This window comes from Archaeoglobus sulfaticallidus PM70-1, assembly GCF_000385565.1.
GTDB classification, from domain to species: Archaea; Halobacteriota; Archaeoglobi; order Archaeoglobales; family Archaeoglobaceae; genus Archaeoglobus_A; species Archaeoglobus_A sulfaticallidus.
Map to the genome: position 1 here is coordinate 1,965,429 of NC_021169.1, position 22,881 is coordinate 1,988,309.

General features: G+C 41.9%; 25 protein-coding genes and 1 tRNA gene. 11 read left to right on the top strand and 15 right to left on the bottom strand.

The window, feature by feature from the left end; genetic code table 11:
* Positions 1 to 455: 455 nt before the first annotated feature.
* Positions 456 to 692 carry a hypothetical protein gene (locus ASULF_RS10580; RefSeq protein WP_015591719.1) on the bottom strand — a complete coding sequence of 79 codons (237 nt, stop codon included), beginning with the start codon at positions 690 to 692 and terminating at the stop codon, positions 456 to 458.
* 571 nt (positions 693 to 1,263) lie between these two features.
* Positions 1,264 to 1,659 (bottom strand): phosphate-starvation-inducible PsiE family protein, encoded by a 396-nt coding sequence (locus ASULF_RS10585; RefSeq protein WP_015591720.1) that lies wholly within the window; start codon positions 1,657 to 1,659, stop codon positions 1,264 to 1,266.
* Positions 1,660 to 1,939: 280 nt separating this feature from the next.
* On the opposite strand from ASULF_RS10585, the gene ASULF_RS12470 reads away from it, so the two are divergent.
* The 4 genes from ASULF_RS12470 to ASULF_RS10605 all read left to right on the top strand — a co-directional run bounded on the left by ASULF_RS12470 (position 1,940) and on the right by ASULF_RS10605 (position 4,024).
* Positions 1,940 to 2,011 (top strand): DUF2080 family transposase-associated protein, encoded by a 72-nt coding sequence (locus tag ASULF_RS12470; RefSeq protein WP_394295720.1) that lies wholly within the window; start codon positions 1,940 to 1,942, stop codon positions 2,009 to 2,011.
* A 432-nt stretch (positions 2,012 to 2,443) separates the two neighbouring features.
* Positions 2,444 to 2,527 (top strand) — tRNA-Leu (locus tag ASULF_RS10595).
* A gap of 46 nt (positions 2,528 to 2,573) precedes the next feature.
* Complete coding sequence (locus ASULF_RS10600; RefSeq protein ID WP_015591721.1) at positions 2,574 to 3,110, top strand: V-type ATP synthase subunit I domain-containing protein; 537 nt, start codon at positions 2,574 to 2,576, stop codon at positions 3,108 to 3,110.
* Complete coding sequence (locus ASULF_RS10605; protein WP_015591722.1) at positions 3,098 to 4,024, top strand: tyrosine-type recombinase/integrase; 927 nt, start codon at positions 3,098 to 3,100, stop codon at positions 4,022 to 4,024. Before ASULF_RS10600 ends, ASULF_RS10605 begins: the two co-directional genes overlap by 13 nt.
* 42 nt (positions 4,025 to 4,066) lie before the next feature.
* On the opposite strand, the gene ASULF_RS10610 is transcribed toward ASULF_RS10605, so the two are convergent.
* Positions 4,067 to 5,146, bottom strand: coding sequence for a hypothetical protein (locus tag ASULF_RS10610; protein WP_015591723.1), 1,080 nt, complete (start codon positions 5,144 to 5,146; stop codon positions 4,067 to 4,069).
* 236 nt (positions 5,147 to 5,382) lie between these two features.
* Here ASULF_RS10610 and ASULF_RS10615 point away from each other — a divergent pair, with 236 nt between their 5' ends.
* From ASULF_RS10615 to ASULF_RS10620, 3 genes are all read left to right on the top strand, one after another.
* Entirely contained in the window at positions 5,383 to 5,688 is a 306-nt protein-coding gene (locus ASULF_RS10615) for a hypothetical protein (protein ID WP_015591724.1), read from the top strand.
* 170 nt (positions 5,689 to 5,858) lie between these two features.
* On the top strand, positions 5,859 to 6,038 hold the full coding sequence (locus ASULF_RS12085; RefSeq protein WP_236609686.1) for a hypothetical protein: 180 nt from the start codon (positions 5,859 to 5,861) through the stop codon (positions 6,036 to 6,038).
* 101 nt (positions 6,039 to 6,139) lie between these two features.
* Positions 6,140 to 6,589, top strand: a complete 450-nt coding sequence (locus ASULF_RS10620) for a response regulator (protein WP_015591725.1) — start codon at positions 6,140 to 6,142, stop codon at positions 6,587 to 6,589.
* 231 nt (positions 6,590 to 6,820) lie between these two features.
* On the opposite strand, the gene ASULF_RS10625 is transcribed toward ASULF_RS10620, so the two are convergent.
* Genes ASULF_RS10625 through ASULF_RS10635 form a run of 3 tightly spaced genes read right to left on the bottom strand, consistent with a single transcriptional unit; the run spans position 6,821 to position 9,459 of the window.
* The gene (locus ASULF_RS10625) at positions 6,821 to 7,963 is read right to left on the bottom strand and encodes an RNA ligase (RefSeq protein WP_015591726.1); all 1,143 of its coding nucleotides are present in this window, start codon (positions 7,961 to 7,963) and stop codon (positions 6,821 to 6,823) included.
* Positions 7,964 to 8,887 (bottom strand): CBS domain-containing protein, encoded by a 924-nt coding sequence (locus ASULF_RS10630; protein ID WP_015591727.1) that lies wholly within the window; start codon positions 8,885 to 8,887, stop codon positions 7,964 to 7,966. It abuts the gene before it with no gap.
* Positions 8,888 to 8,904: 17 nt separating this feature from the next.
* Positions 8,905 to 9,459 carry a CBS domain-containing protein gene (locus tag ASULF_RS10635; protein WP_048098241.1) on the bottom strand — a complete coding sequence of 185 codons (555 nt, stop codon included), beginning with the start codon at positions 9,457 to 9,459 and terminating at the stop codon, positions 8,905 to 8,907.
* A gap of 314 nt (positions 9,460 to 9,773) precedes the next feature.
* Here ASULF_RS10635 and ASULF_RS10640 point away from each other — a divergent pair, with 314 nt between their 5' ends.
* Positions 9,774 to 10,586, top strand: coding sequence for a cohesin domain-containing protein (locus tag ASULF_RS10640; RefSeq protein WP_015591729.1), 813 nt, complete (start codon positions 9,774 to 9,776; stop codon positions 10,584 to 10,586).
* Between the two features lie 272 nt (positions 10,587 to 10,858).
* Positions 10,859 to 11,560, top strand: a complete 702-nt coding sequence (locus ASULF_RS10645; protein WP_015591730.1) for an HFX_2341 family transcriptional regulator domain-containing protein — start codon at positions 10,859 to 10,861, stop codon at positions 11,558 to 11,560.
* Positions 11,561 to 11,611: 51 nt separating this feature from the next.
* Here the strand turns inward: ASULF_RS10645 and ASULF_RS10650 are convergent, their stop codons facing one another.
* The 6 genes from ASULF_RS10650 to ASULF_RS10675 form a co-directional block, all read right to left on the bottom strand.
* The gene (locus ASULF_RS10650; protein WP_015591731.1) at positions 11,612 to 13,405 is read right to left on the bottom strand and encodes an aldehyde ferredoxin oxidoreductase family protein; all 1,794 of its coding nucleotides are present in this window, start codon (positions 13,403 to 13,405) and stop codon (positions 11,612 to 11,614) included.
* Positions 13,406 to 13,429: 24 nt separating this feature from the next.
* Positions 13,430 to 14,572, bottom strand: coding sequence for an iron-containing alcohol dehydrogenase (locus ASULF_RS10655; RefSeq protein WP_015591732.1), 1,143 nt, complete (start codon positions 14,570 to 14,572; stop codon positions 13,430 to 13,432).
* 18 nt (positions 14,573 to 14,590) lie between these two features.
* Positions 14,591 to 14,992 (bottom strand): SCP2 sterol-binding domain-containing protein, encoded by a 402-nt coding sequence (locus ASULF_RS10660; protein ID WP_015591733.1) that lies wholly within the window; start codon positions 14,990 to 14,992, stop codon positions 14,591 to 14,593.
* 54 nt (positions 14,993 to 15,046) lie between these two features.
* Complete coding sequence (locus tag ASULF_RS10665) at positions 15,047 to 15,733, bottom strand: DUF1614 domain-containing protein (protein ID WP_015591734.1); 687 nt, start codon at positions 15,731 to 15,733, stop codon at positions 15,047 to 15,049.
* Positions 15,734 to 15,979, bottom strand: a complete 246-nt coding sequence (locus ASULF_RS10670; protein ID WP_015591735.1) for a PRC-barrel domain-containing protein — start codon at positions 15,977 to 15,979, stop codon at positions 15,734 to 15,736. It lies immediately after the preceding gene.
* A 180-nt stretch (positions 15,980 to 16,159) separates the two neighbouring features.
* Complete coding sequence (locus ASULF_RS10675) at positions 16,160 to 18,589, bottom strand: CDC48 family AAA ATPase (protein ID WP_015591736.1); 2,430 nt, start codon at positions 18,587 to 18,589, stop codon at positions 16,160 to 16,162.
* A gap of 159 nt (positions 18,590 to 18,748) precedes the next feature.
* On the opposite strand from ASULF_RS10675, the gene larC reads away from it, so the two are divergent.
* Both larC and radB read left to right on the top strand, forming a co-directional pair.
* Complete coding sequence (gene larC / locus ASULF_RS10680; RefSeq protein WP_015591737.1) at positions 18,749 to 19,930, top strand: nickel pincer cofactor biosynthesis protein LarC; 1,182 nt, start codon at positions 18,749 to 18,751, stop codon at positions 19,928 to 19,930.
* Between the two features lie 23 nt (positions 19,931 to 19,953).
* Positions 19,954 to 20,586: a DNA repair and recombination protein RadB gene (gene radB / locus ASULF_RS10685; RefSeq protein WP_236609687.1), complete on the top strand. Its 633-nt coding sequence runs from the start codon at positions 19,954 to 19,956 to the stop codon at positions 20,584 to 20,586.
* A gap of 17 nt (positions 20,587 to 20,603) precedes the next feature.
* Here radB and ASULF_RS10690 read toward each other — a convergent pair whose 3' ends face one another.
* Genes ASULF_RS10690 through ASULF_RS10700 form a run of 3 tightly spaced genes read right to left on the bottom strand, consistent with a single transcriptional unit; the run spans position 20,604 to position 22,878 of the window.
* Positions 20,604 to 20,795 carry a hypothetical protein gene (locus ASULF_RS10690; protein ID WP_015591739.1) on the bottom strand — a complete coding sequence of 64 codons (192 nt, stop codon included), beginning with the start codon at positions 20,793 to 20,795 and terminating at the stop codon, positions 20,604 to 20,606.
* Between the two features lie 12 nt (positions 20,796 to 20,807).
* A complete protein-coding gene (locus ASULF_RS10695; RefSeq protein ID WP_015591740.1) occupies positions 20,808 to 21,437 on the bottom strand; it encodes a V-type ATP synthase subunit D in 630 nt (209 codons plus the stop codon).
* A gap of 37 nt (positions 21,438 to 21,474) precedes the next feature.
* Entirely contained in the window at positions 21,475 to 22,878 is a 1,404-nt protein-coding gene (locus ASULF_RS10700) for an ATP synthase subunit B (RefSeq protein ID WP_015591741.1), read from the bottom strand.
* Positions 22,879 to 22,881 lie beyond the last annotated feature (3 nt).

Genomic DNA, 22,881 nt, shown 5'->3' on the forward strand with positions numbered 1-22,881 from the left:
ATTTTTCGGCTGAAGCTGAAGATTGTAGGATCTCGAATAACTTTACACCTGAACAAACCTATGAGGTAAGTAAATTCATTGTGAAGGGGCCTGATAATTTAGAGTTGAGGCAAAGAATTGCTCTATTTCGAATGGAAAAGTTATTTTGGCTGTATAATAAGGTGACTAATGAATATGCAGTAGTTAAATATATCAAACATAGCAAATTAGAACTGATCTCCAAGGATCTTCTCATTAGGCGGTTTCATCTGAGTATATCTAAGGATGAGAATTGCCAAGAAGATTAATATAAACACACTGTACTTTTTCACAGCAAATACCTCGTATAATACTCTCGCAAGAACTAAATTTTGAAAAATAAAAAATTGAACCCCCATAAGCTCGTCTCATTACCAGCAGACCCACCCACTGTAGCAATTAGCGTTTCCAGCAGGTTGACCTGTTGGAGCATACCCCTATCCACCCGTCATCAAATTCATTATCGGACAGAGCCAGTTGTAAAAGTCTCCATTGAATCCAGCATAGTTTCCTGTGCTTTGACCTGCAGGCTGGTAGCCATACCCCATCATTGGCATCCCGTAGCCCATCATTCCGTATCCATAGTTCCATCCAAGTGGATGGGCTGTTGCTGTATACACCAAAGCTACTGCAGCTATTGCCACAACCACAACACCAACCCTTTTCCAGTTCATCTCACATCACCTCAGTCAACAGGTTGCTCTCAGAGGCAAAGGATGTTGCCTCTTAAAACATAATACAAAAAAGACAATAGACATTTTAGAACGTTTCAAAGAGAATAGATATGTTTCATTTTGCTAGAATGATTGATGAAAGAGTGTTAATGTTGTATTTTTGTTTTCCTGGAGATTCCCAGTGTATGGATTGACTGTGGAAGCTACTCAGCTTTTTGGAGATGCAAGTAACAAAACACAAACAATCTAAAAAACTAAAACACATTACTTCTTGAGGAAGAGTAAAATATTGAGGGTGTGGGAGCAAGAAGTACAATTATATATGTTAAAAAATTTAGTCAGGATGTGTTAGTAACAATTTCCCTTTTAAGTTTTTTCTAGATCTTTTTTCAGTACTTGCTTGCATACTAGCGCAGAAAAAAATACGTTTCCATAGAATAATTGGTTGAGTAGTTGATTGCAAAGTTCTCATGGATATGAGCTTATTCGAAGTGAAGTCTTTAAGTAGCATATTCTAAAATGTAGGTAGGATCTGTGGAACATCTTGAATCACCGAACTACCAAAAAACTCTCAAACTTCAGAATCTCGTTGTTTCAGGATATGCAGACCAAAGATTGTTATGGCGAATACTAACCCAAGTGCTATTATCTTGGTGTAATCCACTTCCTTGAGATCTAAGATAATAATCTCTCTCCCAAGAGCCGTTAAAACAGTAATCAGAAGTAGATTCGGGTCGATTATATCGTGAATCAGAAATCGAAGGGTTAGCGCTAGGAGTTCGAGCAATATCAGAGAGACCATCACATGTTTTACAGCTTCTTCACTAAGGGCTGCAGGTTCGTGGAATGGGTCCTCGAGGAAGTTGTAAAAAACGTAAGCAAACCTCAATATGACCATAAACGCAATAATTAATGCAAGTATCTTAACAGGAATTTCTACGAGCTTTGCTTTTAAATCATTGTTCATATCCAGTACCTCCATTAAAGTTTTAAAATATTGGTGGTGTTACATCTTCCGTGGGAGTTAAAAAAAGGCAGGGTTTTAACCCCACCCATGCAGCTCCAGCTACAAATCCCACTGCAGATAACCATACAAATACAAGAGAATAAAAAGATTCTCATTCAGGAACTGGCATCTGCTTTGAAAGGAATCTCATACCATATTCTTCGAGGACTTCGAGTTTAAGCACATCTATGGAATATACTATATTACGAGAAAGGTAGAAGTTAAAAATGGTGATTTCGTATTGAAAGAAGAGGTTGAGGCTGCTTTCGAGAAGAGTGTAACACCTTTCGGCAATTCAGCTAAGGTGCCCTAAGAGGTATATTGGGTGGAGAGCCTATATGGTTGTTGTGAGGGATTAGGTGAGAGTTTTGTCCCAAAGCCAGCTGAAGATGTAAAAAATATTCTAACAACAATCAATTGGATTTCTTTTTTGTCATCAATTAAGCTGATTCAGAGAAAGAGAGGAACCACATGAAAACACTATGAGGGTTACTACATATTTATATACCACAATCTACATAAACAGGAAATGATAACTGAGCACAAATACGCAAGTGTCTGGGCGCAAGAAATTAACCTCAGAACCTTTAAAATCGAGAAAAAACCACAAACGGGAGAGATTGCATATAGCAATATCTAAAGAAAATTATAATTTCCTTCGCAAACTCGAATTTCATTGATAATCCAGTATAAAGTTTAAATCTCAAATTCATCCAGATTTCGTGGTAGTTTCGCCAGTTTCCGTGCGGGGGTTGCCGAGTCAGGAAAAGGCGCAAGGCTTAAGACCTTGTCCCGCAGGGGTCCGAGGGTTCAAATCCCTCCCCCCGCATTAATTTACCAGTAAATAATAAATAGATTTAAGACTATCTATTCTTATGCCAAGACCAAACAGAGGTAAAACTGAGACTGTTAAGAAACGAGCAATCTATGTTTATCTCCCATCCGAAGAGATGGCAGAAGAGTGGAAAAGAATAGCAAAGGAAAGAAACATTTCCATATCAAAATTTGTGGTTGAGTGCGTTCAGGAGTCGCTCTCAAAAGATGAATCGGATTTTGTTTCGAGAAAAGAGCTTCTTGACAGAGTTAAAAAACTTGAAGATGAGAATAAGGAGCTGAGAAAGGAGAACAGGATGCTTAAAAATCTTGTTGATAAGCTTGACGAGGAGTTGAAGATTTACAGAGCAAAACCCTTCCTCGAAAGTGAATTCGTTGGAAAGAGGGAATTCTCTGATGAGTTGATAGATCTATTCAAAAGAAGGAAGTATGTGGAATACGAAGAGCTCTACTTACTCCTGAATGTTGATCCGGTAAATGACCAGGAACTGGTCAGGAGTTACCTCAGGCAGATAGAGGCACTCGAACAGTATGGCTTAATTGAGTCCACCGCGAGGGGGTGGAAATGGAAGCTCTGATGCAGACCTCATTCCTTGAGGCTTTCAGAGAGGACTGCATCAGCAGGGGAATGACTTCAGAGAGCATTAGAAGGTACATCTCCTGTCTCAGAATATTCCTGAAGTGGCTCGATGAGAGAAATGTTGACGTAAAAGGTGTTGATAAATTTGTCTTGAGGGACTTTCTATCTTATCTCAGAAGCAAGGGATTGAAGCAGAAGACTCTCGAAAACTACTTTTCAGCAATTTCCAGCTTCTATGACTTTCTGCTGTATGAAGGTGTTGTTAAAGGTAATCCAGTCAATCCTGTCAGAAAAAGGTATCTGAACCCGTACAAGAAAAATAAGAGTTCAGAGAAGAGAGTTCTCACGGTTGAGGAAGCAAGCCTGCTGGTTAACTCGATACCATATATCAGGGATAAGGCCATAGTCCTTCTCCTGCTAAAGACCGGAATCAGAAGAGGTGAACTAATCTCGATTGACGTGCAGGATATAAACTGGGAAGAGCAATCGATACTCCTGAAACCAAAGGCAAAAAGGTCCAACAGAGTAGTATTCTTCGATGACGAAACCGGAAGAATTCTCAAAAAATGGATGAAAGTTCGAGAGAAGCTGAATCCGAAGACTGATGCGCTGTTCGTTAATGAGAGGGGAGAAAGGCTCAGAAGAAATGGAGTTTACGGAGCAGTGACCAAGTGGGCTTCGATGCTTGGCTTCCATAATCCCGAATCTGACAATCCCATGGACCACTTCACTCCACACACGTGCAGACACTGCTTCACAATGTGGCTGAGAAAGAGCGGAATGAGGAGAGAGTTCATTAAGGAGCTTAGAGGAGATTCAAGAAGAGAGGCAATTGATATCTACGACCACATAGATAAAGATGAGCTAAGAAAAGCTTATCTCGCGCATATACCGAAGCTGGGTGTTGAATAATCCATAAAATAAAATTTTAAAATTTTTAGAATTCAAAAAATCTTACAGCTTTTCTACCAGTAGATCTTCTTTAAGATAGATCAGGCCCAGTGCGTTGAATACTTCCCATAAACCTCTATCAATTTTCTGGAACAGTGTTGTGTCTGGATGGTAAAAACTTGAAACTCCAAAGCAGGCCAATGGGACACTAAAACCATCATAATCAGTCAATTTACTCTGTATGTCTTCCTTTAGATTAATTATCTCTTTTCCTATTCTATCATCTATTCCTACTGAGTTTCCCAAATCTTTGAAGAATTTGTGGATATTTCCTTTGTATTTTATATGCAACACCGGAGGTATCGAAACGAAAAATAAACCGAGTTTCGCAAATTCCCACACCTCCTCGTCAGAATATTTTCCTTGGTTGCAAAGCACAAAAAATTTCAGTGCTTCGTGGGAATACTTTACCGTTGAGAGTATAGCCCAGATAGGAGGACTATCTATTAATGACATGATTGCCTTACCTTTCATTTGGTTGAACAATGTTAAAAATGACGTATCCGAGTTCCTTTCGGAGGATATATTAAGAAGTTTGATTAAATCTTTGGACAACTCATTTACCTTTTTCATAGTTTCAGGATCTAGGTTTGATAGCAAGTCACCAATGTGTCGTTCTAAATACGTTTTTTTGGTACTGGAAGACAAAATAAGCAGTCTTCTAATTTCATCACTAAACGCATTTTTGAGCTTATCAAGTTCGGCTTTTAAGAAGTCTATAACCAAATTACCAAAATCTGTGTGCATGAGCTCCACATAGTCGCCCTTGTAATTCTCAAATACTTCAACTACACACCTTAAGACGTTCCAGTCCACATTTTTAAACTCTATAACGTGTCTCTCACGCCGTTTCCTTCGTGGTCTTATTTTAACACAGCCCATATCTTCTAGTCCAGGATAGCCAGATTTCTCATCATTTACCTCCTGCGAGATTTGTTTGTAGATCGCAAATTCCTTTATATTCATCCGCATTTTATTTTTTAATACGTCAAAAAGCGTTGCATAGTCCATCTCCCCATTACCGCACTTCCAGAGTGCCAGTAATATCTCTTTCTTAGAAGACTTCGGCACACCACTGGTCATATTCATATTTATTGAAATTTTATTTCTTATAATTTTTTGTTTTGTTTTATCTGTTATGTTATTATATTATAGTTAATATATTTAATAATTAATTCTTTTTCAGTTTATGTACTTGAAATTCTTTAGGATCAAGAATTCAGTTGATAGAATTTTTCTGCATTTATATTTCTATTAATTTAACTTTCAATTTTTATTAAATTATAATAAATTTTAAAACTCCATGCAGAACCAATATCATGGTCAATATAGCCTCCGAACGCCATAAACTGAGTAATGGTGTTCGATTGGAGATCTGTTCCGAATACATAGGACATCTTGAGGATGTCGAAGTAGGCCATAAAGTGATAAAACTCAGATTTAGGAACGGAGATATAATAAAAATCAATTGTAGCACAGAAATGGCACAAAAGCTCAGAAGATCCATAGGAAAGAAAATATCCGTTTTACATACCGATGATCCCGAAAAAAGTTCATTTTACACGATTTTGAGGCTAAAGAAAATATTTACTGCAAAGGAGGTGATAAAAACGTTTGTTGGTTAGAACGATCAATTGTGCGGTCTGCATAAGTTAACTAACGGAGTACATAACTGGGCACCGGATTTTCCCATAAAACCGAGAGGCACCGAATTCTTCCCACCACAATTAGGCACCAGAAAATCACACTACCCAAGGATGCCCAGCTCAGGGCTCTCACATCAAATCTGAAGCCCATGCTGTCGGGGATGAATGCCATCGATACCGTCTGCATAGGCCCTCCCGCAACCGGCAAGACGTCATGCGTGAGAAAGATCATCTCATCTGCTGAGATTAAGGCTGGATACGTGAACGCCTCCCTCGTAAGAACCAGATCAGAACTTGCAACCAGTCTTCAATTTTACCGAAAATTTTAAAAAAACAGACCAGCTATTAAAAAACTGACCAAGATACACCACAATAAGAAGTTCTAAATATTATCAATAAATACTATAAATAAAATAGTGGTGGCAACCCGATGAAAGAAGACGAAGAGAGCAAAGCTATAAAAATCCTAATAGCTGATGACGAAAAGGCACTGGTAGAAATCATCGAAAAAATGATAGTACATTTTTTCAACCAGTATCCAAATTTCAATGTTGTGGTGTACAAAACAACCAGTGGTAAAGAAGCTTTTCAAAAGTATGCTGAGGTGAAACCCCACCTGTCCTTCATAGATCTCGTCATGCGTGATAAACATGGCATGGAGTTAATAGACGAGATCACGAGTAACTTCCAGAATTCAAAGATAATTGTGCTTTCTCCCTTTTCAGAATCGATAATCAGGGAAGTCAAAAAATTGGGTAAAGATACAACCGTACTGACAAAACCATTCAGGATAAGAGATCTATACACAGCAATAAGTAAAGTTCTATCAACCGATTTTCCTGAGTTTTCCACTTGTTTCAGAACAGATATGAGTTTATAAATCACCCACTTCCAGCATTTCTCGCATTATCCTTTCCCCCAATTTGGAAGATAGCTCGTCAGCCTCTGAACCGCTCATGTTCCCATCATATGCATGTGATACCGATTTTTTCCTATGTGTACTGCAACAACATCATGGATGTCATGAATGCTATCAAACCTTCTCTCTCAGATTTCTCATAGAACTCATTCGATTTCCCGAATTAACTCACAACAAAGACAATTGTGGTATCTACCAGAGGTTTCCCTTCAAATGGTGTGATATTTTATCTGTCGTGCTTCGCATGATCCTTCTGAATTCGAGAACATACTTTTCGCCATCGTGGTATGGATCGCTGAACCTGACATCAACACCCATCCTAATCAGATGTACCTTGAAGAGTTCAAGTACTTCAAGGCTGCTGAATCTCAGTCTGTGATGTTCAGAGACTTCCCTTCCGCAACTGACATCAATTACGCTTTTAATCATAGATTCCAGAATTGCCTTTCCTATCCTTTCACACCTTTCTTTGAATTTGCTTTCGTTTTCATTAAATTCGAAGCTCTGAAACGCTTCCCTTACAAGTCTTGAAAGCATGAAATCCTTTCCATAGTCGTTGAAGTATCTGAAAGCAAAGTATAAATCCGTGGCATTGGATTCACTTGTTGTATATTTTATCGGATTTATCTTCATTTCAGGATCCTTTAAAACTATCCCCTCTCTACCCTCGTTCCCTATTCGCTCAATAATATCTCTGCAAACCTCATGAGCTACATTTGTATCACATCTCTCCAGAATCGGAGCTAATTTAAACCCATACTCCTCTGCAATTTTCATTTTATTATCAATTGATAGAGATCTGTTAGACCTTTTCTCCCTCACATCAAATATATAAAAGTCCAGATCGGTGCCGTAGATGTCCTTAACCACAAATGGGGACTCTTTACCCACAACCTCACAGCAAAGCATGAGTTCTGGATAATGTCTGAAAAAAGAGCTGTCAATCATCTCCCTCGCTTTTTCTGTAGTATATGGACAGATGAAACCCCTTCTCGTTATTGCATATAGATTGCTGCCAAAGTTAACAATCCTTACATTATACCCGTTCATCTTTTCCTCAACAACCACCTCATCCCTGAAATGCTTTTTTATTGTTGGATGAAGTGTTAAAGCCCTCCTTATCTTCGGATATCCTCTGACTACTTCCAAACCATGCTTTGTTTTTGCTATAAGCGTACCCTCTTCAAATCCACCAAACTTTTTCTCGAGCTTGTATGCAGAGACGATATCATGAAAAAAAGAGTGTTTAACAAAAGCTTCTCTCAGGAGGTTTCTCTCCTCCAGCCTTTTCGCAGCTGGAGGAGACAGGTGTAAAGCTTCCGCAACGAATTTCATCTACATTTTGGAATACAGGAACCTTATGAGGTCTCTCTCGGTGATTATACCTTCAAGGTTTCCATTATTGACAACGAGAGCCACACCGTATCCTGATCCTTTCATAAGCTTCACAAGATCGGAAATTCTCTCATCCGGAGGCACGAGCAGTGGCTCCTTGTACACTCTAAGATTCTCGTTGGATAGTATGTGAGACAGGGGCTGATTCAGGGCTTCCTTGATGTCACCGGTTATCAGCATTTTGAAGGCCTCTCCACTCCCAAAATACCTCAAAATTTCTCTTGCAGTGACCAATCCAACGAATATACCATCCCTAATCACAGGAAGTCTTCTCATCTTCCTTGAGATCATCAGTTTCATGGCTTCCTCTACAGTAGTATCAGGACTGGCTGTTATGACGCCCTTCGTCATATAATTCCTAACAAAACCATCAATTTCTCCATTTTCCGACAAATAGCTCAGGACATCCTTCTCGGTTATTATGCCAAGAATTATATTATCTCTATCAACAACAGGGCAACCACCAACCCTTTTCTTTAGCATTAGCTCAATTGCATCTTCAAGAGAAGATGTAAAATCGATGCTTATCACATCTCCTTCCATTATGGCCTCAACCTCTTCGTTGACTGCAGCCATCAGATTTCCATCATATCTGTTCTGAACGATCTGGTACTTCTGCCCCCCTCCAAAGAAGTTTATTATATCCGTGACCGTTATAATTCCTTCAAGCCTCTTTGTTCCTGGGTCCGCTATGGGCATCCTTCTGAAATTGTACTTCATCATCGACTTCACTGCAGACATTATCGTGGATGTTGGTGGTATCGTAACGACACTCTTCGTGCAGTAGTCCATTATTTCTCCTTCTTTCAGCTTTGCTGAGTTTTTCTTCTCCCTCGTAGGCTTTCCTGCGTAGTCTTTATACATCATATCACCAGAATAAATCATCCCTCGTTAAGCTCTGCACAGTCCTCACAGAGCTTCAGACCATTATACTCGACAAGATTATCATAGAACTTCCCGCATTTCTCACACTTGCCAAACCTGACATCCTCATACTCACTCTCTCTCAAGAGCATCTTATAGTTTTTAATCTCGTTGGACTCTATCAGATCCAGCGAGACACTCAAAATATCGTTGTCCGTTATTATCCCAACAAGCCTGTTTTCATTTACGATGGGCAACCTCCTGATTCCCTTTTTGAGCATTATTTGGGCTGCCTCCCTCAGGCTCGTCATCGGGTTTATCACAATTAGCGGTGTTGTCATTATATCCTTAAGCAAAACCTCTGAAGGGGTTTTATTTCTCGATACTACTTTCTCCAAAATATCCTTCTCGGTAACGATTCCAACGGGATTTCCGTTATCCAACACTACAATACTCCCAACACCACATTCAAGCATTTTTCTCGATGCATTGAGCAAGGAATCTTCAAGACTGGCTGTACAAACTTCTCTCGTCATAATTTCTTTCACTGGTATGTTATGGGGCATTTCCATCACTATGGGAAAGTCATCCAAAGGGTTTTAAAGTTTTTTGGATGGAGAGGAAATTGTATTTCCGAAATAGCACTTTTAGAGATAAAGAGGAAATATGAATCCCTATGCACTCGATAAGCTCTCGCAAGAATCCTCTACCTACTCCAAACAAATTTTCCGGTTTATTCAGGGATTGCTCAAGAATACAAACCCATCACACCAGTATTACAAACAGATCCACATACACAATATGAAGTAAATATAATAAATCTTAACCGTAAACAGTAAGTTTGATATAGAATCATTGATATATGCTCCAAAAACTGGTGAGAATCATGAAGAGATATCTGATTCTACTGATCCTTATGATCGCATTAGTACCAGTTTCAGCCCAAAAAGTTTATACCAGCACACAAACAGTAAAAGAAGGAGAGAACTTTAAGGTAAAGGTTTATGGTAGTTACTTCGATTCGATAGCTGGGATAGATCTAAACATTCAGTTCGACCCATCAGTAATCAAACTGAATGGCATAAGTGCTGGAAAAAATTTCTCAAAGTGTTTTAAATTCAATAATATAAACAATACTAGGGGTTTTGGAAGGGTTGCCATAATATGCGGTGATGCGAGAACCTTTAAAAATGATTTGATAGCGATATACAGCTTCACAGCTTTAAAAGGTGAAACACATCTGCATATCACAGCCAGCCTGAGCACTTCTGATTTCAAAACGGTATATCCTGAAACGGTTGATGGTTCTGTGAAAGTGCTCACTAAAGGCTCTCCAGATACCGGTTCTGCAAGTACCGGCAGTTCAGGATTGACAGATCCTGCAAACAACGCCCAGAACGGGGTACAACCTACTGTACAACCTACTCAACAGCCAGTAAATACCGTACAGCCAGCTAAAACCGAACAGACTCCCATAGCAGAGCAGACTCAAAAACCCAAATCCCAAACCGAGCAAAAAACTTCAAGTCCTGCATCCCACACAACTCCAACAGCTATTCCAACAACCACAGAAATTGCTACAAAGAGCACAACCGAAGAAAAACTCAATCTGAAGAACATACCCGAGATACCCGGATTCGAGGTGTGTCCACTCCTTATTGCAGCCCTGATATCAGCAATAAGGAGTAGAAAGTCTTAACCTTCGCATCTCAATTCCATTATTTAGCACAATACTTGTAAAATAGTTAAAGTTTAATAAATTTTAACAATTAATTATTATAACCAAATTCTTGGAAGAATAGGATTTTCTGGTCATATAGTAAAGTTACATTTAATTCTCCATATATATTGCTACCAACCCAAATCATAAGACTGAAAAAATAAGTTCTTTTAGGATTAGCAGTTTAAATCGTGTCTTAATTTGTTTTGTTAATGGAAAAATTTATTTATTGTTATGTTCGTTATAGTAATATGTCCAAGATGGTTCATATAATACCAGTCGGTGTTAATAAGGAAAGAATGCTTGACAGTATAAGGCAGAGTGGATATCCGATACAGAAAGTGTACATGGTACTTGGAAAGGACGAGAGCTTAAGCGGTGAAAAAGAGATCTACAAAAACGCCGATGAGATCGAGAATACACTTAAAGTGCTGATAGATGTCGATAGAATATATGTGAACAAACTGAATGTTTATGCTGCTGCCCTAGAAATAATAAAGGTGATTAAAAAGGAGCTTACAGAGGGTAATGAGGTTCTGATAAACGCTACAGACTCTCCGAGAACACTGGTTATTTCGTGCTATATTGCTGCACAGCTTTCTGGAAGCAGAATATACATAGCCCTTCCGAAGTATGAGGATGGCAAGGAGGTTGGCATTGACAGGGTTATTGAAATACCCATTCCACCGCTGAAGAAGATCAGCAACGACAAAGTCGTAATTATAAAACTGATAGACAACAATGGCGGAGAGGTTGAATCTATCAACAAGCTCATAGACTTGCTTGAAGGTAGGACAGGAGACCAGAAGAAATACATGGCCCAGAGAGCGAGAATGAGCTATCATCTGAAGGGATTGGAAGAGGATGGACTGATTGAGATGAGAAGAGAAGGTAAGAATGTCAAGATAATCTTGACAGACCTCGGAAAGGCTTATGCGTTGATGGCAGAATAATTATTTTATTTATTTTTTATAAAAAAACTAAAAGATTGAACGATCAGATCGTTAATTTAAAACCCAATCCAGACCGAGTGCTTTCAGCTTTTCTGGCTTTGGAACTCCATTATCGTCCCAACCTCTCTCGATGTAGTACTCTTTCTTCTGCAGCTCAAAATCGGGAACATTTCCTTCGCTTCCACCTTCAAGGGGCTTCATGACTATTTCCGGCAGTGTGTCATCTCTGGCAGTTATCCCGCATTTTACATTGAACATCCTTTTCAGGTTGTATATCCTCTCTCCAGCGAGATATATGCTGTTCACATCGAAATCAAACCCTGTGCTGTACTTCAGCAGATTTGCCATCTGGGCTGGCTTTACCGGCATAAATGCACACATCGTAACACAGTTATAGAGTTCGGTGTAGTTCTGCATTCTGGCAGTTATAACTCCCTTATTCTCAGAAGAGAATCTGTCATCACTTACAATACCATACTCTTTCACCTTCAATCCCATCTCGATGTTGTACATCTGGTGAGGCAGATGGCATGCTCCCCTGTTATGCATGGCGTATGCTGCTGCCAAGCTCGCAAAAGCCCTTGGATCGTGCATCGGGATCTCCAGTCCCTTGACATTTGCTGCCAGATTTTCCACAGAAAACTTATTGCCAATGAACCTCGTTCCCTCAGCCAGAATCTCTCCCCTGTTCTTTCTGAAGGCTATTTCTTCAATCAGTTTCTTAACCCCCTCAGCATCTCCCCACCTGATAGAAAAATCGTAAACTCCGTTGTCTGTCAGAAACATTGCAAATGCTATCGTAACCCCGGCACTTATCGTATCAAGACCAAAATCGTTTGCGAGGTAGTTTATCTCTATCAGGGATTTAAGGTCATCAACAAGCTGGAGTGAGCCAAAGCTCGCTATCGTCTCGTATTCCGGGCCATGAATACTTCTCCCATCTATCTCCACAACCGTGCCACATCTAACCCTACAGCCAAAGCAGCCATCGCTTCTCTTGAGGTACTCCTCCGCCATCTTTGTTCCCGAGATATCGGAAGCTTTCTCAAATGTTCCCTGAGTGAAATACTTGACTGGCAGATCACCAAACATCTCTGATGTCTCAACATAGCCGGATGTTCCAATTTCCCTGAACATGTTGCATGTGAAGTTGTTATCTATTCTTTCGTTTAGAGCTGAAACTTCCTCCTTGAACCTCTCCTCATCTGCAAGCTCTATCTCCATTTTATCATACACCACAGCAATGCCTTTAAGTTTCTTTGAGCCCATCACAGCACCCATACCAGTTCTCCCAGCATGTCTCGAGTTATCAAGCTGAACACAAGCATATCTGACAAGGTTCTCACCAGCCTGCCCGATTACCGCTGTGGATATCCTGCTCTCTCCAACCTCCTTCTCTATCTCTTTCTGCGAGTCATAGCATCCCAAACCCCATATTCCATCAGCAGATCTAATCTCAGCAGTATCCGGATTGATCAGCAGATAAACCGGCTTTTCAGACTTCCCTTCTATTATGATCCCATCCCATCCGGCAAATTTAAGAAATGCTGAGAATTTCCCTCCAGAGTTCGACTCACCCCATATCCCGGTTAGCGGGGATTTGGCACAGAACTCCAACCTGCTCGTTGATGGAGCGATAGTACCTGAAAGGGGTCCGTTGAATATCCCAAGCACATTGCTATCCGAAAAAGGTTCTGCATCGTACACCTTCATCCTGTACAGAAAATACGCTCCAAAACCACTTCCGCCTATGTAATTTTTAGCCACATCTTCATCAAGATCCATAACCTCCGCAGAGCCTTTTTCAAGATTTACCTTCAGTATCCTTCCAGCATAAGCAAACATACCCAACACCTCAAAAATAAAGCCTCAAAAATCAACATCCTTTCCTTCGAAGATGTAAAGGAATAGCATCCTGAGATCTTCCTCATCTGGAGCTTCCTCCAGCGTAACAATTGTGTTGTCCGTGCTGGCTTTGTAAACCAGTTCATCAAGCCTTTCAAGGAATTCTTTTTCGCTTATGCCATACTCCTCCAGCAGATCCTTGTAGCTGAGTGGAGTGTTCAGGGATGCGAGCAACTCCTTTGTTTTGTCGATCAGCTCCTCACAATCCCTGAAGCCAATATGGTATGCAAGCTCGTCATACTGCTCTCTCACGAACTTCGAGTAGTACTGCGTTGTATAAGGCAATGCAACACCACAGGCGAAGCCATGAGGGATATGAAATACCGCCCCAAGAGAGTGGCCGATAGAGTGCGATAAACCAGCCTGAGAGCTACCTATCGCCAGTCCAGCGAGGGTTGCAGCATTGTGAACCTTCTCCACAGCCTCACTGTCGCTTCTATCCCTGCAAGCCCTTGGTAGGTATTTGAAGAGTAGCTTGCAGGCCTGGATGCATAAGCCATCGGTGAAATCATTCTTCCATGCAGAGACATAAGCATCCATAGCATGGGAGAGTGCATCCAAGCCTGTGAACACCGCCACCTTCTCAGGCAGCTCCCTGACCATCTCCGGATCAACTATTGCATAATCGGCCATAACCGCCGGATGGATGGATGCTATTTTCCTGCCCTCATCCTTCTTGGTCAGGACTATGGCATTGGATCCTTCACTCCCGCTACCACTCGCTGTAGGGATTAGAATCAGCTTAACCTCTCCACTTTTAACATCAGTCCACGGAGAGACCTCCTCAGGATCGAGATCGGGATTCTCGTATATGAGCCTGATTCCCTTAGCAGTATCGAGGGATGAGCCCCCTCCAACACCGATGATGTAATCCGGCTTTACTCTTTTCGCGAACTCAACTCCCTCCATGACGATTTCAAACGATGGATCTGGTTCAACTTTATCGAATACCTCGTACTCAAGGTTCAACCTCTTTGTAACCTTGTCAACAACCCCGGATTTGACCAGGTTTTCGTCTGTAACTATCATAGCTTTACCATCGAGGGTTTCAAGGAAGTCGAGAGAATCTTCTCCAAATGCTATTTTTGGTGATGCAAACCACCACATACAGATCCCCGATATCAATTAAAACTCAGTTTCAACCTTTCTCGTGCAGTCAACCAGCACCTTGGCAGCCTTGGCGTACCTCATAACCTTCGCCATGTTGCCCTTCAATGTGAACTTCCTCGTTATCAGACCCTTTATGGGATCAATCTCTCCATTCAACAGCTTCTTCCAGTTTGAGAACTTCCCGCTGAAAACATAGGCCGGGTTCACTTCAGATGGGTCGTTAACAACAAAACCCTTTCTCGCCTTTCCATGATAAAGGTCTATGTACGCATATTTTGGAGAGTCAAGCTCGTCATCCGGTTCTATCACGAAAAGAAAGTCTCCTTCCCAATCCTTCGCAGCATTCTCATATTCCTTGCTCGTGTTCAAAACCTCCATATATTTCTCTATCCATTCCTGTGTGAACAGCTTCGGCATATGCATCACCCAATGTAATATCTTTAATATTAAGTTAAATAATTTTTCAAATCGTTAAAATAGCAGTACAGAAAGTATCACCGAAAAAATTCCGGTGAGAAAGATCCCATCGAATGTGCCAGCACCACCGATGCTGATCACACCGCTTCCTATTTTCTCGAGGTCTTTTAGATGGAGAATATCAGCACCGAAAAGGACAGCAAGTACACCAACAGCATATGCAAACTTTGGAAGCAAGTACATATCGAGCCCGAAGAAGGATATTATGAAGTAAGAGGTCAGAACGGATATCAACGGCGGCAGAAACATCGGAACGGCTATTCCAACTCCCCTCACGGGTTTAGCGTTGAAGTAGATAATTATGGATGTCAGGATGAACGCTATTATCCACGGAGTTAAAGGTAATGAGAGCAAGAGCTTGACCGCAATCAGAGATGGAAAGATACAGCCGCCCAGATTTACTGCAACCGTCATCTTGCTCCTCTGCCTCACCTGATATATTATTCCGAAAAAGTTGTACTCCCTCACAACCTCTTTTCCCTCTTTCTCAACAAGCGGTATGTTGATGAAGCTTCCGATTACTATCATGAAGAACACTGTCAAGGCCTGAGAATAGCTCAATCCGAACAGGATCTGGAAAACCTTTGGTGTTGTGAGGAAGAAAATCAGGAGTAAGAACGGAAAGAATATCAGAATCAGAAATAAAGGAAATATTAATGGTGGAAAGATGTAATCTCTCATCTAGCCCTTCAACAGCTTCTTTTTGTCAAGTACTACATAATGGCTAATCGATTTAACAGCTTCAAAAGGAATTATGTAATAGTTATCTGTTTTCTCGAGATCCGGCAGTGGTTTCTGTCCTGGCTTCACTATCAAATCGATGAGCATCCCGGTTTTGAGATCGGCAGTTACATTGTAAACCATACCAACTTCAGTCCCGTCCGACATCAAAACCATTTTTTTCGAAAGCGTTTTGGCGAGCACCATCAAGTGTTTGATATCCAAAACCATTAATAAATGTTTCTTATTCCCGATTTGTAGTATCCCGAAAATTCCACTCTGCAAATAATCTAGCTAAACTCAAAACTCCAATTGATGGCCAAGCGATATTTTTCTGAAAAAACCTAGCAGCGAGGGGTTTGAGTATAAATATAAAATGTGAAGAGATTATCCATAGCCCAGAAATGATCTGGCCGTAACCTTCTGTCTCTCCTGTCTCGCTTTCTCCTCGAACCTCTCGTAGAAGCTGAGCATCGAATCTGTAACGCTCGGCTTTACCTTCTTCAAAGCCTCCAAGAAGTGTCTCATCTCGACCACTTCAGCATTAAGATCCTCTCTCAAAGCAAGCATGACTGCCTCCCTACATACCGCCTCGATGTCAGCGCCAACATACCCCTCAGTTAGATCCGCAAGTTCCTCAAGATCAACATCGTCTCCAAGAGGCATACCCCTTGTGTGAATCCTGAATATCGCAAGCCTGCTCCTTCTGTCTGGAGGTCTCACATAAACCAGTCTATCGAATCTTCCCGGCCTCAGTAAAGCTGGATCAAGGATGTCTGGCCTGTTTGTAGCTCCAAGGACGATGACTTCCTCAAGCTCTTCCAATCCATCCATCTCAGTCAGTATCTGATTTACAACCCTCTCAACTGCCCTGCTACCCTCATCCAATCCTCTCATCTGTGCAATGGCATCGATCTCATCGAAGAATATTATACACGGTGCAACCTGTCGCGCTTTTCTGAATATCTTTCTCACAGCCTTCTCACTCTCACCCAGCCACTTGCTGAGCAACTCACTTCCCTTTACAGTTATAAAGTTCGCCTCCGTCTCATGAGCTACCGCTTTAGCTATCAGCGTCTTTCCTGTGCCAGGCGGGCCGTATAGCAGAACACCTTTGGGCGGTTTTATCGAGAACTTCTTGAACTTCTCAGGATACTTAAGCGGCCACTCAACAGCCTCTACGATCTCCCTCTTGATCTCTTCCAGTCCTCCAACATCCTCCCATGTAACCTTCGGTATCTCAACGAGCACCTCTCTCAGTGCTGATGGCTCAATTTCTTTCAGAGCTTCTTTGAAGTCATCTATCGTAATCTTTATAGATTCCAAGACCTCCGCAGGGATTTCATCTTTGTTCAGGTCGATCTGAGGTAGATATTTTCTCAAAGCCTTCATCGCAGCCTCTTTTGATAGAGCTTCGATGTCAGCTCCAACGAAGCCATGTGTCTGATCTGCAAGCTGCTTGAGCATATTCTTGATTATTTCCCTCTCCAATTCAGCGATTATCGTCTCATCGAAGAGAGAATAGATCAAATCTTTAATCTGTTCCTTTGTTTCGAGCTTACTGACTCCTTCGATCGCAAAGTCGATTTCTCTGATCAGATCTTCATCCCCATCCATCGCATAGCTCTTCTTCAGAGACTTCAAGGCCTCATAAACAAGATCTCTGCTGTAATCAGGCTCTAAAGGCATATTTCTTGTATGAATCTGAAGTATCTCGAACCTTCCTTCCCTATCCGGTACACCAATCTCAATCTCTCTGTCGAACCTTCCAGGCCTTCTCAAGGCAGGATCAACAGCATCAACCCTGTTCGTTGCTGCGATAACTATAACCTGCCCCCTCTCCTCAAGTCCATCCATCAGGGTCAGAAGCTGAGCAACAACTCTTCTCTCTACCTCCCCTGTGACTTCATCTCTTCTGGGGGCTATGGCATCTATCTCATCGATGAATATTATTGATGGAGAGTTTTCTTTCGCCTCTTCGAAGATCTCTCTGAGCCTCTGCTCACTCTCACCATAGAACTTGCTCATTATCTCCGGCCCGTTTATTGTATAGAAAGAGGCTCCTATCTCGTTAGCAACTGCCCTAGCTATCAGTGTCTTTCCTGTTCCCGGAGGGCCATGGAGCAGAACTCCCTTAGGTGGGTCTATTCCAAGCCTCTGGAAGATCTCCGGATACTTCAAAGGGAGTTCTATAACCTCCCTGACCTTCTGCAGTTCCTCTTTCAGACCACCAATATCCTCGTATGTTACTCCTGCCCTTCCAATCCTCTCAAAACCTTTAGCCGGCCTCTCTCTGTAAACAACCTTGGTTGTCTCATCAATTATAACAACATCCTTTGGATCTGTCTTAACCGCTACAAAAACCAAAGCTCCCTGATTTTGGGCATACTTGCCAAAGCCCGTCAGGGCTGGAGCCCCAACCAGTGGGATAAGATCTCCCTCAACGAGCGGTCTCTTGAGAAGTTGATGCTTTAGATAATCACCGATATCCATTCCATAAACTCTGAACTCGATTTTCCTCAAAGGAGCAAGAATGACGAGCTTAGCTGGAGCATAATCTACTTTCCGAACTTCAACACTATCTCCTATACCAACTCCAGAGTTTTCCCTTATAAACCTATCAACTCTAATTATACCCTTGCCCCAGTCCCTTTTAGGGGCTCTCCATACTTTTGCAACTGTAGCCCTTCTACCCTTTATCTCGATTATATCTCCAGGTGAGATTTTCAGCTTCAGCATCGTATCCGGATCAAGACGGGCTATACCCCTTCCTGAATCGCTTGGATACGCCTGATTGACTTTCAGTGTTAGCTTCATGTGATCACCTCTATGGTATTGTATCTTACGCTTTTTATCATTATGCCACCTTCTATATTCAACCTTAAATCATTCTTATTTATCCAATATTTGCCCAATAACTAATTTAAATAAAGAGCATAAAAAGTCTTGCGGTATATCTAATGACGGGGGTTGTGAATGAGAGTTGCAATAGTGGATTGCTTTAACGGAGCTTCAGGAGATATGATCATAGCCTCACTGCTCGGCATATCTCTGAGCGAATCAGATCTGGACAGGATTGCTAAGCTGCTGGATCTAAACATAGAATTTAGCGTAAAAACAGTTAATAAAAAAGGTATTTCGGCAAAAATGGTGGATGTTCTGGACAGGAATACTGACAGAAAATTTAGCGATGTTAAAAATCTCATAAAGAAGCTGAAAAAAGACCAGGAACTCAAGGAAATATACCAACCCACATACGAAATCTTCAGAATTCTGGCTGAAGCTGAAGCGAGAGTTCATGGAAAAGATATCGAAGAGATAGTTTTTCATGAAGTTGGTAGTGATGACGCAATATTCGATGTCGTCTCATCAGCTCTTGGATTTTCAAGGCTGATCAGTAGAGGGTATGAAATATTTACAACACCGATCAACCTCGGCTATGGAGAGATTGAAATGCATCATGGCAGGTATCCAGTACCAGCACCGGCAGTGGTCGAGATACTCAAGAATTCCAAGCTTGAAGTTTACTTTGGCAGGATAGGAGATGAAGAATTGTTCACACCAACAGCATCAGCAATATTGTCTTACTTCTCAAATGGCTGTCTCAAGCACCCCTTCACGGTAGATGATGTTAGTTATGGAGCCGGAAAAAAAGATACCGATAAGCCAAATGTTCTGAGGATCATGCTTGGAAGGGCAAGCGTTCATGACAGCATCGCCATTGTTGAAACGAATATCGATGATGTTAGCGGAGAGATTATGGGCAATGCGATGAATATTCTGACAAAAATTTGCCATGATATCTCAGCAATACCTGTATTCGGCAAAAAGAACAGGCCAGGATATATTTTGAAGGCCATATGTGATTTTAGCAAGGCTGAAGAGGTTGCGAGAGTCATGATGCACGAAACCGGGAGTCTGGGTGTTAGAATAATACCAGTATATCACAGAATGCTGGCTGAAAGGCATTTCAGAGAGGTTAAGATAAATGTACACGGAAAGGAATTCACAGTTAGATTCAAGGTTTCCTATCCAGATCAAAAAATTGCGAAGCCTGAATTTGAGGATGTGAGAAGAATTTCAGAAGAGATTGGAAAACCACTTCCCGAAGTTTACAGAATGGTTTTGAAATCATTCAACACAAGTGAGCGAATATGAATCTACCTACCGGAAGTGACTGTTTGGACAGACTCCTTGGAGGAGGTGTCGAAAAAGGGATAATAACTCAGATCTATGGCCCCTCAGCCACCGGCAAGACCTCAATATGCCTCATGCTCACCTACACCACAGCCATGAATGAAGGTAAGGTGATCTACATCGATACCGAAGGACTGTCGAGGGAGAGGGTTAACCAGATATTCGAGATTAAGGAGGCTCTAAACAATGTCTTTCTCTATGAGGTTATGAACTTCAGGCAGCAGAGTTCCGCAATAAGAGAGGCTTCAAAACTATGCAGGAGCGAGAAAATTGATCTTATTGTCGTCGATTCAATTACAGCGCTGTATAGAAGCGAACTGGAAAACGATGAAAAGCAGATAAAAATTAAGAGGGAGCTTACCTCCCAGCTCACATTCCTTCTGGGCCTTGCGAGAAAGTACAACCTCGCAGTGGTTGTAACAAACCAGATGTTCACGGATGTCAGGAGTGGAGAGATTAAACCCCTTGGGGGGCCATCTCTCGACCACCTCTCCAAAACGATTGTTGGGCTGGAAAAAGTTAACAGAGAAAGAATAGCAACACTGATAAAACACCGATCAAAAGCTGAAGGAGAGAGATGCAGTTTTATTATAACAGATAAAGGTGTAGAGCCCTGATCATCTGCCTGATTCCGTTACCAGGGGTGATGTGTGAACTTGTAGCCAGCCAAAATCATGAGCAGGAGCAGGCTGACTCCAACAGCTATCCGAATCGTTGAAATTATCCACCAGTACTTCAGGTACCTCTCCCTATTCTTTTCAGAAAAAACCCAGCGAAGGATCCTGTCCGTGAACGAATCCTCATCAGATTCAATATAGAACCTCATAAAAAATAAAAATTAAGCTTTGGCAGCCATCTTTGCCTTTATCTTCTTCAATCTGACGATGTTCTCTCTATCCATCTCCTCAAGCCTGAAGGAGATGTACCTCGCAGCGTTCTCCATTTCAGGGATGACTCTATATTCGAGAGCGTTAACTCTCCTCTTTGTTTTATCAATCTCCTCAAGCAATCTTTTAAGCGTGGTTTCAATCTCGGCAACCTCGAGTACTGCATCAACTACCTCTTCATAAGCCGAGACCACTTCGTCTATTCTTGCTGTTGTTCCGATAACACCATACTCCCTTTCATGGATTGGTTTTCTGACCTTCTCTCTCTTAACTACCGGAACAACAACCCCCATTATGTTCTTTTTCTTTATTGAGAATTGTGGTTCTTTCGAACAAGAAAGAGCCATCGATTTTATAGCTACAACACCCTCGACAGCCATTGCAAGTGCTAGCTTCTCCTCAGCCTTCTCGTATCTATCAACCAGCCTGCTTATGACCTCCTTTGCCTGCTCGAGCATATCTCTGAACTCAACTATAAGCCCATCTCTTTTCATCTTGAGCAAGGCATGGCCTCTCTTGGATAGTTTGATCCTCCTTCTGAGCTTTATTAGCTCCATTCGGGTTGGCTTTACTTCAGCCATGGCATCACCTGTTCAAAAAATGGGAAGTGAAACTGGATTACGCTGCAGACTCTGCAGATTCAGCTTCCTTCTTCTTGTAGGCTGGATGATACTTCTGGATGTACTTAGACTCGATCTTTGTTAGATCAGACTCTCTAAGCATTGCAAGCAGTTCCCATCCAAGATCGAGGGTCTCTTCGATAGATCTGTCCTCGTATCTTCCCTGCTGGACGAATCTTCTCTCGAACTCATCTGCAAACTTGAGGAACCTCCTGTCCCTCTCAGACAGGGCTTCTTCACCGACAATTGCAACGAGACCTCTCAGATCGACACCCTCAGCGTATGCTGCATACATCTGGTCATTCCACTGGACATGGTCATCTCTTGTAAGCCCTTCTCCGATACCCTCCTTCATCAGCCTGCTGAGGGATGGAAGGACATCGATTGGTGGATATATACCCTTAGCATGCAGCTCTCTGCTGAGAACGACCTGTCCCTCTGTGATATATCCAGTGAGGTCAGGAATTGGATGAGTTATATCATCACCGGGCATCGTGAGAATTGGCATCTGTGTGATCGTTCCCTTTCTGCCCTGAATTCTTCCGGCTCTCTCGTAGATTGTTGCAAGGTCTGTGTACATGTATCCTGGATAACCTCTTCTTCCGGGAACCTCTTCTCTTGCAGCAGAAATCTCTCTCAAAGCCTCACAGTAGTTGGTCATGTCTGTCAGGATAACAAGAATATGGAGATCGTACTCATAAGCCAGGAACTCTGCCGCCGTTAAAGCCATTCTCGGAGTGAGCAACCTCTCAATAGCCGGATCATCAGCGAGATTCAGGAAAACAACTGCCCTCTCCAGAGCTCCAGTTCTCTCGAAGTCCTTCATGAACTGGTAAGCTTCCTCGTTCGTGATACCCATGGCTGCAAATATGACAGCGAACTCCTCTCCACTGCCTCTAACCTTAGCCTGCCTCGCAACCTGCAGAGCTATATCGTTGTGTGGCAGACCACTACCACTGAAAATCGGAAGCTTCTGACCCCTGACAAGGGTGTTCATTCCGTCAATGGCTGAGATACCGGTCTGGATGAACTCTCTCGGATATGTTCTGGCGTATGGGTTGATAGCGGCACCAATGATCTCTCTCCTCTCCTCAGGGATGATCTTTGGTCCACCATCAATCGGATCTCCAGCTCCTGAAAGAATTCTTCCAAGCATATCCTGTGAGCAGTTAAGCCTGACGATGTCTCCGGTAAACCTCACAGCTGAAGAGGTATCAATACCTCTTGTACCCTCGAAAACCTGAACAACAACGACATCCTTCGATGTGTCAAGAACCTGACCTCTCTTGGTTGATCCATCTGCGAGGGTTATGTTAACAAGTTCACCATAACCAACAGGCTCGGTTTTCTCAACAAATATGAGCGGACCTGCAACCTGGCTAATTGTCTTGTATTCCTTCATTCA